Here is a 10,611-nt window from a genome sequence, read left to right as displayed (position 1 = left end):
AGGCGCCGCGTTCATTCAGCAAGCACGCGTTATCGTTGACGTTCTTCGCGAGCAAGCTCGCTCCTACAGGGAGAAAGCGTCAGCTGGGAGACTCATCAGGCATTCGCTCCCTGCCTCTACCGCAGCACGGTGCATGGCCGTACGCGGCAACAAGCGCTTGAAATAAAAGTCGCAGGTCGCAAGCTTCGCCTGGGCAAACTCTTGGTCGTCCTGGGCGTGCGCCGCGATCGCCATGCGCAACCACAGGTAGGCGAGGATGATGTAACCGCTGTACATCAGGTAATCCATGGCCGCCGCGCCCACTTCATCAGGGTTTTTCATCGCCGCCGTGCCGACCTTCAAGGTCAGTTCGCCCCATTGCTGGTTCAGTTCATTGAGTTGAGCCACATGGGCCTTGAGTTGCGCATGCTCGGCATTGGCCGCGCAGAACTTATGCACAATTTTGGTAAACCCACGCAGCAACTTGCCCTGGCTGCCCAGCACCTTGCGCCCGAGCAGGTCCAGGGCCTGGATGCCGTTGGTGCCTTCATAGATCGGCGCAATCCGTGCGTCACGGGCCAGTTGCTCCATGCCCCACTCGCGAATATAGCCATGGCCACCGAATACCTGCATGCCGTGGTTGGTCACCTCCAGGCCGGTTTCGGTCATGAAGGCTTTACAGATCGGCGTGAGGAAGGCCAACAGGTCCTCGGCTTCCTGGCGTTGGCCAGCGTCGCTGCCAAGGTGCGCGGTATCGAGCAGTTGCGCGGTGAAATAGGTCAACGCGCGGTTGCCCTCGTTGAAAGCCTTCATGGTCAGCAGCATGCGGCGTACATCGGCGTGCACGATGATCGGGTCAGCGGCTTTCTCCGGCGCCTTGGCACCGGTCAGCGAGCGCATCTGCAAGCGGTCGTTGGCGTACTTGATCGCGCCCTGGAAGCTCGCTTCACCGTTGCACAGGCCCTGCATTCCCGTGCCCAGGCGGGCGTGGTTCATCATGGTGAACATGCAGTTCAGGCCCTTGTTCGCCTCGCCAATCAAATAGCCTTTGGCGCCATCGAAGTTCAACACGCAGGTGGCCGAGGCCTTGATGCCCATCTTGTGTTCGATGGAGCCGCAGTGCACCGCATTGCGCTCGCCGGAGTCGGCATGGAACTTGGGCACGATAAACAACGAGATGCCCTTGGTACCCGCCGGCGCGTCCGGCAGCTTGGCCAGCACCAGGTGGATGATATTGGCGCTCATGTCGTGCTCGCCGGCCGAGATGAAGATCTTGCTGCCGGTGACCGCGTAACTGCCGTCCGCCTGCGGCACGGCGCGGGTCTTGATCAAGCCCAGATCGGTGCCGCAGTGGGCTTCGGTCAGGCACATGGTGCCGGTCCATTCGCCAGCGGTGAGCTTGCTCAGGTAAGTGGCTTTCTGTTCGTCGGTGCCGTGGGCGTGGATGGCCGACATCGCACCGTGGGTCAGGCCCGGGTACATGCCCCAGGAGGTGTTGCTGGAGCCGATCATCTCGCTTAACACCAGGCCGAGGGAATGGGGCAGGCCCTGGCCACCGTAGGCCGGGTCTGCCGCCACGCCGTGCCAGCCGCCTTCCACATACTGGGCAAAGGCTTGCTTGAAGCCTTTGGGAGTGGTCACCACGCCATTATCGAAATGGCAGCCCTCTTCATCGCCGCTGCGATTGAGCGGCGCGAGTACGTTTTCGCAGAACCTGGCGCCTTCTTCGAGGATCGCACTGACCATGTCCGGGCTGGCATCCGTGGCGCCCAGGTCAGCGTAGTGGCCGTGGAAATCGAATACGGTGTCGATCAGAAAGCGCATGTCGCGCAAGGGAGCTTTGTACTCAGGCATGGCAATGTCTCCGGCAGCAGATAGGGTTAACCTACTGCCGGCCGTGGCCGTGGACAATCACTGTAGCGCTGCTGAATACACCGCCATTACTCAACCGGCAGCGCTCTCCATGCGCACCGCGCCACGGCGGGTTTGCCCGGCGGCGACCACACAATTACGCCCCGCACCCTTGGCGGTGTAAAGCGCCTGGTCGGCGGATTTGAGCACCTCGTCGGGGCTGCGTTGTTCGGCCTGGCGCTCGGCCACACCGATGCTTACCGTCACCGACACGCTGGACGCGCCGCTGCCGGCACGGCGCTGGCGGCCTTGATGATCGTCCTGGGGGCGGTCCGGGTTGCGCAACTTGATGTCGTAGCTGGCGATGATCTCGCGGATCTCCTCCAGGTGCGGCATGCACTCATCCAGGGTCTTGCCGGCAAACACCACGGCAAACTCTTCACCGCCGTAACGATAGGCCCGCCCGCCGCCATTGACCTTGGACAGCTTGCTCGCCACCAGGCGCAGCACCTGGTCGCCCACATCGTGGCCGTGGGTGTCATTGAAACGTTTGAAGTGATCGACGTCGCTCATCGCCAGCACATAGTTGCGACCTAGCCGCTGCATACGCTCGTTGAGGGCACGTCGCCCCGGCAAGCCGGTGAGCTCATCACGAAACGCCATTTGATACGCCTCGTGCGCCACCCCCGCAGCGATCATCAGCATCACCTGGCTGCACATGATGTTGAGGGTGAACGGCAGGATGAAGGTTTGCGGCAACATCCAGAACATGCCCAGCAACCCCACCAGTTGTGCCGCGTGCAGCGGCCGCGGCTGGTACCAGTATTGGGCGGCCAGGGTGAGAAAGCCGATCAGGAACATCGGGTAGGAAAGTTGGATCAGGCTCATCCAGGCGCCATGCAGCATCGGCCAACGGATCTCCGCCAACCAGCCCAGCAAGGCCTGGGGAAAACTCTGCTCCAGGGCCAGCGCCACACTGCCCACCGCCAGCAGCACCGCACAGCGGGCGACGAAGTCGCGGAACAGATGGGTCTTTTCCTGCCACAGCGCATAAATGCTGAACAGCAAGGGCAACAGCAGGCAGCACAGGTGGAACACCACGGCAGCGTCTTCACGCACGCGGCCATTGTCCCGGTAGAAGTCGGTCTGGGTATCCAGCAGGAAATAGGCGACGTACACCGTGACCATCAGGAACAGCTCACGCTGGCGTCGATACACCGCGCAATAGGCGCCGCCGAGCAACAGCACCAGGGTGGGCAGCACGTTGAACAGCGAGGTGAAGAAGACGCTGAGGTCCTTGACGTACGCAGCCGAGAGCCCGGCCAGCAACAGCAGCAGCGAAGGGAGAAAATGGCTGAAACGTACAGCGGACACGCGTGACAAGGGTAAAGCTCCGACCCGCTAACGAATAATGGCACTGTGCCGCTAAGCGATCAGTTAAGCACAACCGACCGAGCATGTATCACATTGCCATCACTGTAACGGCAGCTCATCATAATCCCTGAGTGCAGGACTGCGGTTTTTTAGACGCGCTCCCACACAAATGCAAAAAAACCGCCGCATCCCGAGGGAGGCGGCGGTTTCTAGAAGAACCTGGTAAGGCTTAGTAAGCCAGGCCGAAATCTTCTTCTTTCATGTCCATCAGGTTGTTGGCGCCCGACAGCATGGTTGCCACGTGGGTGCGGGTACGCGGCAGGATGCGCTGGAAGTAGAAGCGCGCAGTCTGCAACTTGGCGGTGTAGAACGCCTCTTCGCTGGTGCCGGCGGCCAGTTTCTCGGCGGCCAGGCGTGCCATGTCGGCCCAGAAGTAAGCCAGGCAGGCGTAGCCGGAGTACATCAGGTAGTCCACCGAGGCAGCACCGACTTCTTCACGGTCTTTCATCGCGGCCATGCCGACCTTCATGGTCAACTCGCCCCACTCTTTGTTCAGTGCCGCCAGCGGTGCAACGAATTCTTTAACCGCGTCGTTACCTTCGTTGGCCTGGCAGAACTTGTGCACGATCTTGGTGAAGCCCTTGAGCGCTTCGCCTTGGGTCATCAGCACTTTACGGCCGAGCAGGTCCAGCGCCTGGATGCCGGTGGTGCCTTCGTACAGCATAGAAATGCGGCTGTCGCGCACGTTCTGCTCCATGCCCCACTCAGCGATAAAGCCGTGGCCACCGTAGATCTGCACGCCGTGGTTGGCCGATTCAAAACCGACTTCGGTCATGAATGCCTTGGCGATCGGGGTCATGAAGGCCAGCAGGGCATCTGCCTGTTTCTTGGCTTCGTCGTCGGTACCGTACTTGACGATGTCCACTTGCTTGGCAGTGAAGTACACCATCGCACGGTTACCTTCGGCGAAGGCTTTCATGGTCAGCAGCATGCGGCGTACGTCAGGGTGCACGATGATCGGGTCAGCAGCTTTATCTGGCGCTTTCGGGCCGGTCAGGGAGCGCATTTGCAGGCGATCACGCGCATATTTCAAGCCGCCCTGGAAGCCGATCTCGGCGTGAGCCAGGCCTTGCAGCGCAGTGCCCAGGCGAGCGGTGTTCATGAAGGTGAACATGCAGTTCAGGCCTTTGTTCGCCGGGCCGATCAGGAAACCGGTGGCCGCGTCGAAGTTCATCACGCAGGTGGCGTTGCCGTGGATACCCATTTTGTGTTCCAGGGAACCACAGGTGACCGCGTTGCGCTCACCCACCGAGCCATCGGCGTTAGGCAGGAACTTGGGCACGATAAACAGCGAGATGCCTTTGGTGCCGGCCGGTGCATCCGGCAGGCGGGCCAGTACGATGTGGACGATGTTGTCGGCCATGTCGTGCTCGCCGGCCGAGATGAAGATCTTGGTACCGGAGACTTTGTAGGAGCCGTCAGCCTGAGGCTCGGCCTTGGTGCGCAGCATGCCCAGGTCGGTGCCGCAGTGTGGCTCGGTCAGGCACATGGTGCCGGTCCATTCGCCCGACACCAGTTTGGTCAGGTAAGCGTCTTGCTGCTCGGGAGTGCCGTGCTCGGAAATGGTATTCATCGCGCCATGGGACAGGCCAGGGTACATGCCCCACGACCAGTTGGCTTCGCCGACCATTTCGCTCACGGCCAGGCCCAGGGATTCCGGCAGGCCTTGGCCACCGTGCTCCACGTCGTGGGCCAGACTTGGCCAGCCGCCTTCGACGAATTGTTTGTAGGCTTCTTTGAAGCCCGCAGGGGTTTTAACGCCTGACTCACTCCAGGTACACCCTTCGATGTCGCCCACGCGGTTCAACGGTGCCAGTACTTGCTCACAGAACTTGGCGCCTTCTTCGAGGATGGCGTCGACCATGTCCGGGGTAGCGTCCTGGCAAGCCGGCAGGCTCTGATAGTGCGCTTCATAACCGAGCAGTTCGTCACGAACGAAGCGAATATCACGCAAGGGGGCCTTGTAGTCAGGCATAGCGATAAACCTCTGCTGATGTAGCTGGGATGAACAACCGCATGGATTTTTTATGGCGGTCAAACAGGTGTTTGAAACATACGTTTACGACCCAGGGTTGTCAAGCGTCGGCCAGATGCCGTTTGTCTTGACGCAGGTCAGCCAGGCACGGCGAGGCCTGGCAGGATGCCTCATGGATTTAAGGAAGAGCAGAATGTCGCAGTACGACTGTGGGAGCTGGCTTGCCTGCGATGCAGGCGCCATGGTGTATCAGGCAGTACGCGTTGATGCTATCGCAGGCAAGCCAGCTCCCACAGAGAGAAGCGGGCGTGCGATAGAGAAGTTAAGCGTAGGTATCGATCAACGTACCGAGCATTTCATCCGAAGCCTTGGCGACTTTCGCCCCCAGCTCGATTTGAAACTTGCCCTGGGCCATTTCCACCATGTTGCTCGCCGAATTGGACGCTTGGGCGCGGTCATTGGCTTGCAGACGGTCGCTTTGCGCGGCCGATGGCTGGGTGGTCGCGGCGCTGGCAATCTTGCCGGCCGCCTGGTCGACACGGTTCTGCCCGGTCTGAACGCTGTTCAGGCCCGAATAAAACGCGCTGCTTCCAGAGATTTCCATGGCGTAAGCCTGCCTTTAGAGAATCGTGAAGCCCGATTGAACCAGACATCTTGGCAAAAGGCCCGTCAAAAACACTAATGGCATATTGCCTTAGCGATAGCCAAAATCAGTCAAGCAGGTCCAGTCCCAAGTACTCGGCCACCGCGCCAGCCCCGGCGTGCTTGAGTTTCGGCACTCGCCCCAGGCAAGGCGCGGGCAGGCGCTCAGCCAGGGTGGCGAGGTTTTCTTCCAGACGAGAGGTCTTGGGGTCGATGATATTTGCCACCCAGCCCGCCAGCGGCAAGCCATCCCGTGCGATGGCTTCGGCGGTGAGCAACGCGTGGCTGATGCACCCAAGGCGCACGCCTACCACCAGGATCACCGGCAGTTTGAGCGCCATGGCCAGGTCCGACAGGTTGGCCTGGTCGGCCAAGGGCACGCGCCAACCGCCTGCCCCTTCGATCAAGGTGAAGTCCGCACCCCGTGCCAGGATCTGCTGCATCGGCTTGAGCAGCGATTGCACCGTGAGCCCGACGCCCGCCTCGCGCGCTGCCAGATGCGGCGCGATAGCTGGCTCGAAGGCCACCGGGTTGACCTCGGCATAACTGAGCGGTACTGAACACTCGGCCAGCAACGCCAACGCATCGGCATTGCGCAGCCCCTGGGCCGTCAGTTGGCAGCCCGACGCCACCGGCTTTCCGGCGGCCGTGCTTTTGCCGGAAAGCCTGGCCGCATGCAACAGGCCGGCGGCGATGGTGGTCTTGCCAACATCGGTGTCTGTACCGGTGATGAAGTAAGCGGCGCTCATAACGGTTTCTCCAGTACGGCATACACCACTTGGTACGTGGCGGGCAGGCCCTGGGCCTGGCGGAATTGCTCGTAGGCCTCTACCAGCGCGACAATCCGCGCACGGCCCGTCAACCCTCCCGGGCGGCCTGGGTTGAGGTTGTGGGCGCCCAACGCCTTGAGCTCATGGGTCAGGCTGCGCACATCCGGGTAATGCAATACGTGGGGCTGTCGCTCCAGGCTGATCACGCGCAAGCCACTGGCCGCACACCGTTGCTGATAAACCTCGAAGGTGCGGAAGCGATTGACGTGGACCAGGCCGTCCGCCGCCCGCCAACTCTCGCGCAACTCATCCAGGGTGCCTACGCACAGGCTGGCAAAGGCCAGCACGCCACCTGGTCGCAGCACACGCCGGGCTTCGCTGAGCACCGCATCAAAATGGGCACACCACTGTACCGCGAGGCTGGAGAAGAGCAGCTCAACGCTGTCAGCTGTAAGCGGCAAGCGTTCTGCATCACCGGCTATAAAGTGCACGGCGCCACCCAGCGGACGCGCGTGGTTGAGCATGCCCTCGGCAATGTCCAGCGCCACACCTTGGCTACCGGGCAAACGCTCGCCCAGTACGCGACTGAAGTAGCCCGTGCCGCAGCCCATGTCCAGCCAACGCTGTGGCGCCAGGCCGTGCGGCAAACGGCTGAGCAGTTCATGGCCGACCGCACGCTGCAACTCGGCCACACTGTCGTAACTGGCCGCCGCACGGGAGAACGAGGCCGCAACCTGGCGCTTGTCCGGCAAGCCCCCTGGCAAGGGCGGGTGGGATAGGTCAGTCATCAACACACTCATGCAAAAAAGCCTGGATGGCCCCGGCAACTCCGTGAGGGTCTTCCAGAAGAAACGCGTGACCGGCCTGTTCAATCAGGCCGATTTCTACATCGGGGAGCAAGGCCAGCAGGTCACTGGCGGCTTCAGCAGGCACCAGCCCATCCAGGCCGGCAAACAGGTGCAACTGCGGCCCACGAAAGGCCTGCAAGGCCGCCCGCGTATCCAGTTGGGCCAACAGCTCCAGGCCGGGCATCAAGACGCTGGGAGAGGTATTCGGCGCACCGCTGACCAACAACCGCGACAAGCCACGCGGGTCTTCGGCACCCTTGGCACACAACAGCCCAAAGCGCTTGAGCGTGACCTGGGAATCGGCATGGCAGCCGGCCAGAAATGCGTCGAAGGTTTCCGTAGGCATCCCATGGGGCCAACCGTCATGGGCGACGAAACACGGGTTGCTCGCCAGGGTCAGCAAGCCACAGCACCGCTCGCCACGGCGTGCCGCCAACTCGGACGCGAGCATGCCGCCCAGCGACCAGCCCCCGAGCCAGGCATTGTCCGGCAGCGTCGCATCGAGCTCATCGAGCCATTCACCGAGTTCGCTGGCCTGCAGCGCCGGCAAGGGTTCGATCTGTACCTGTAAATGCTCGTTCAGGCCGTGCAGCGCAGCGGCCAACGGTTCCAGCGGTGACACACCCAGGCCCCAGCCCGGTAGCAGGATCAGTCGATTACGCATAGCCGGGCTCCGAGGCGTCTAACAAGCGAAAACACGCTTGCAACCCGTCTAACAATAGCTGCACCTGCGCTTCGCTGTGGGCCGCCGTCAATGTCACCCGTAGACGAGCACTGCCGGCGGGCACGGTCGGTGGGCGAATGGCAGTCACCATCAGGCCGCGCTCGCGCAGCATCTGCGAGAGGCGCAGTGCCCGGACGCTGTCGCCAATCAGGATCGGTTGGATCGGCGTAAAGCTGTCCATCAACGCCAGGCCTATCTGCTCGGCGCCGCGACGGAACTGGCGGATCAACGCGTTGAGGTGCTCGCGTCGCCAATGTTCGCTGCGCAGCAGTTCCAGGCTTTTGAGGGTGGCGCAGGCCAGTGCCGGTGGTTGGCTGGTGGTGTAGATATACGGGCGTGCGAATTGGATCAGGCTCTCGATCAAGTCCTCACTGCCGGCCACGAAGGCCCCGGCGGTGCCGAACGCTTTGCCCAAGGTGCCAACCAGCACGGGCACGTCGTCCTGGCTCAAGCTGAAATGTTCGACGATGCCGCCGCCATTGGCGCCCAGCGGGCCGAAGCCATGGGCGTCATCCACCATCAGCCAGGCACCTTTGGCCTTGGTTTCACGGGCCAGCGCGGGCAGGTCGGCGAGGTCGCCGTCCATGCTGAACACACCGTCGGTGACTACCAAGGTATTGCCGGTGGCTTTCTCCAGGCGCTTGGCCAGGCTGCCCGCGTCGTTATGCAGATAGCGGTTGAAACGCGCACCGGACAGCAAACCGGCATCCAGCAAGGACGCGTGGTTAAGCCGGTCTTCCAGTACCGTATCGCCCTGCCCCACCAGCGCCGTGACCGCGCCGAGGTTGGCCATGTAGCCAGTGGTGAACAGCAAGGCACGCGGGCGACCGGTCAAATCAGCCAGGGCTTCTTCCAGCTCATGGTGCGGTGTGGCGTGGCCCACCACCAAGTGCGAAGCGCCACCGCCCACGCCCCAGCGGGACGCACCGGCGCGCCAGGCTTCGATCACTTGCGGGTGATTGGCCAGGCCGAGGTAATCGTTATTGCAGAAGGCCAACAACGGTTGCCCGTCCACCACCACGTGCGGGCCTTGGGGGCTCTGCAGCAAGGGGCGCTGGCGGTAAAGATGGTCGGCACGGCGGGCAGCGAGGCGCGCGGCGAGATCGAAAGACATGCTGGCCTCGATTTAACAGGTTCAACTCAATCCGATGGGGGAGCTGGCTTGCCTGCGATAGCGGTCCTTCTGACACTTCAATACTGAAAGTGCCGCCGCCATCGCAGGCAAGCCAGCTCCCACACTGGAATGCATTCCAAAGGTGGTTACACCACAGCGTTGTAGAACTGCTCGCTGCTCTTTTGCTCCACCAACGCCTGCTCGATCGCCGCCTGATGCACTTCATCGGCATGCTCTTCACGGGCTTCGGGCAGGATGCCCAAGCGTGCGAACAGTTGCATATCCTTGTCCGCCTGGGGGTTGGCGGTGGTCAGCAGTTTGTCGCCGTAGAAGATCGAGTTGGCGCCGGCAAAAAAGGCCAGGGCCTGCATCTGCTCATTCATGGCTTCGCGGCCAGCCGACAGGCGCACGTGGGACTGCGGCATCAGGATGCGCGCCACCGCCAGCATGCGGATGAAATCGAAGGGGTCGATGTCATCGGCGTTTTCCAACGGCGTGCCCGCCACTTTCACCAGCATGTTGATCGGCACCGACTCCGGATGCTCCGGCAGGTTGGCCAACTGGATTAGCAAGTTGGCGCGGTCGTCGAGAGACTCGCCCATGCCAAGGATGCCGCCCGAACAGATCTTCATCCCCGAGTCACGCACGTACGCCAGGGTTTGCAGGCGCTCGCTGTAGGTGCGGGTGGTGATGATCGAGCCGTAGAACTCCGGCGAGGTGTCGAGGTTGTGGTTGTAGTAGTCCAGGCCGGCCTGGGCCAGGGCTTCGGTCTGGTCCTGGTCAAGGCGACCGAGAGTCATGCAGGTTTCCAGGCCCATGGCCTTCACGCCTTTGACCATTTCCAGCACATAGGGCATGTCTTTGGCCGACGGATGTTTCCATGCCGCGCCCATGCAGAAACGCGTCGAACCGATGGCCTTGGCACGTGCGGCCTCTTCGAGGACCTTCTGCACCTCCATCAGCTTCTCTTTTTCCAGGCCAGTGTTGTAGTGGCCCGACTGCGGACAATATTTGCAATCTTCCGGGCAGGCGCCGGTCTTGATCGACAGCAGCGTCGATACTTGCACGCGGTTGGCGTCGAAATGCGCGCGGTGCACGGTCTGCGCCTGGAACAACAGGTCGTTGAAGGGCTGCACGAACAGGGCTTTGACTTCAGCTAAAGACCAATCGTGACGCAGGGTGGCAGAGGTGCTGGCGCTCATGGGCGATTCCTTGATTATGCTTTGGCAAGCGCTGCGGGAAAGGCAATACCCACAGGCACGACACGGATGCTC

At 61.9% G+C, this 10,611-nt stretch carries 9 protein-coding genes; all 9 read right to left on the bottom strand.

Annotation, left to right across the window (positions count from 1 at the left end; all coding sequences use genetic code 11):
* Nucleotides 1-63: 63 nt before the first annotated feature.
* Nucleotides 64-1,833, bottom strand: a complete 1,770-nt coding sequence (locus tag OC445_RS07210) for an acyl-CoA dehydrogenase C-terminal domain-containing protein (protein WP_198791599.1) — start codon at nt 1,831-1,833, stop codon at nt 64-66.
* Nucleotides 1,834-1,923: 90 nt separating this feature from the next.
* Nucleotides 1,924-3,213, bottom strand: a complete 1,290-nt coding sequence (locus OC445_RS07205) for a sensor domain-containing diguanylate cyclase (RefSeq protein ID WP_014720203.1) — start codon at nt 3,211-3,213, stop codon at nt 1,924-1,926.
* A 220-nt stretch (nt 3,214-3,433) separates the two neighbouring features.
* A complete protein-coding gene (locus OC445_RS07200; RefSeq protein ID WP_014720204.1) occupies nt 3,434-5,239 on the bottom strand; it encodes a phenylacyl-CoA dehydrogenase in 1,806 nt (601 codons plus the stop codon).
* A gap of 322 nt (nt 5,240-5,561) precedes the next feature.
* Nucleotides 5,562-5,843, bottom strand: a complete 282-nt coding sequence (locus tag OC445_RS07195; RefSeq protein ID WP_089041437.1) for a pyrroloquinoline quinone biosynthesis protein PqqE — start codon at nt 5,841-5,843, stop codon at nt 5,562-5,564.
* A 106-nt stretch (nt 5,844-5,949) separates the two neighbouring features.
* Nucleotides 5,950-6,630, bottom strand: a complete 681-nt coding sequence (bioD, locus tag OC445_RS07190; RefSeq protein ID WP_089041438.1) for a dethiobiotin synthase — start codon at nt 6,628-6,630, stop codon at nt 5,950-5,952.
* Nucleotides 6,627-7,439 carry a malonyl-ACP O-methyltransferase BioC gene (gene bioC, locus OC445_RS07185; RefSeq protein WP_054896779.1) on the bottom strand — a complete coding sequence of 271 codons (813 nt, stop codon included), beginning with the start codon at nt 7,437-7,439 and terminating at the stop codon, nt 6,627-6,629. Before bioC ends, bioD begins: the two co-directional genes overlap by 4 nt.
* On the bottom strand, nt 7,432-8,163 hold the full coding sequence (locus tag OC445_RS07180) for an alpha/beta fold hydrolase (RefSeq protein ID WP_054896778.1): 732 nt from the start codon (nt 8,161-8,163) through the stop codon (nt 7,432-7,434). Before OC445_RS07180 ends, bioC begins: the two co-directional genes overlap by 8 nt.
* Entirely contained in the window at nt 8,156-9,337 is a 1,182-nt protein-coding gene (bioF, locus tag OC445_RS07175; protein WP_054896777.1) for an 8-amino-7-oxononanoate synthase, read from the bottom strand. Before bioF ends, OC445_RS07180 begins: the two co-directional genes overlap by 8 nt.
* 146 nt (nt 9,338-9,483) lie before the next feature.
* The gene (gene bioB / locus OC445_RS07170; protein WP_014720209.1) at nt 9,484-10,539 is read right to left on the bottom strand and encodes a biotin synthase BioB; all 1,056 of its coding nucleotides are present in this window, start codon (nt 10,537-10,539) and stop codon (nt 9,484-9,486) included.
* Between the last annotated feature and the right edge of the window lie 72 nt (nt 10,540-10,611).

Origin of the sequence: Pseudomonas sp. Pse35 (assembly GCF_024519715.1) — a bacterium.
Taxonomy (GTDB): domain Bacteria; phylum Pseudomonadota; class Gammaproteobacteria; order Pseudomonadales; family Pseudomonadaceae; genus Aquipseudomonas; species Aquipseudomonas paracarnis.
The sequence above is the reverse complement of the archived record's forward strand: the minus strand, read 5'-3'. Positions and strand labels throughout refer to the sequence as shown.